Source organism: Streptococcus sp. TATVAM-FAB8 (genome assembly GCF_046592795.1).
Taxonomy (GTDB): Bacteria; Bacillota; Bacilli; order Lactobacillales; family Streptococcaceae; genus Streptococcus; species Streptococcus ruminicola.
The window spans coordinates 1-350 of the sequence record NZ_JAWVPQ010000024.1; the positions used below are offsets into that span (position 1 = coordinate 1).

Genomic DNA, 350 nt, shown 5'->3' on the forward strand with positions numbered 1-350 from the left:
ACAATGGTATATAAACCAAAAGGTCCCGTGGTGTAGCGGTTATCACGTCGCCCTGTCACGGCGAAGATCGCGGGTTCGATTCCCGTCGGGACCGTTTGACTCGTTAGCTCAGTTGGTAGAGCATCTGACTTTTAATCAGAGGGTCACTGGTTCGAGCCCAGTACGGGTCATATTAATATGCGGGTTTGGCGGAATTGGCAGACGCACCAGATTTAGGATCTGGCGCTTAACGGCGTGGGGGTTCAAGTCCCTTAACCCGCATTAAATAAGAAGTTGCCGGCTTAGCTCAGTTGGTAGAGCATCTGATTTGTAATCAGAGGGTCGCGTGTTCAAGTCATGTAGCCGGCATA

Annotated in this window: 4 tRNA genes; all 4 read left to right on the top strand. The window is 50.9% G+C overall.

Annotated features, from left to right (window positions below):
- Positions 1 to 21: 21 nt before the first annotated feature.
- Positions 22 to 94: transfer RNA gene (locus tag SFC32_RS08495), tRNA-Asp, on the top strand.
- 3 nt (positions 95 to 97) lie between these two features.
- Positions 98 to 170 (top strand) — tRNA-Lys (locus SFC32_RS08500).
- Between the two features lie 9 nt (positions 171 to 179).
- Positions 180 to 261, top strand: a tRNA-Leu gene (locus SFC32_RS08505).
- A 14-nt stretch (positions 262 to 275) separates the two neighbouring features.
- A tRNA-Thr gene (locus SFC32_RS08510) sits at positions 276 to 348 on the top strand.
- The last annotated feature ends 2 nt before the right edge of the window (positions 349 to 350 follow it).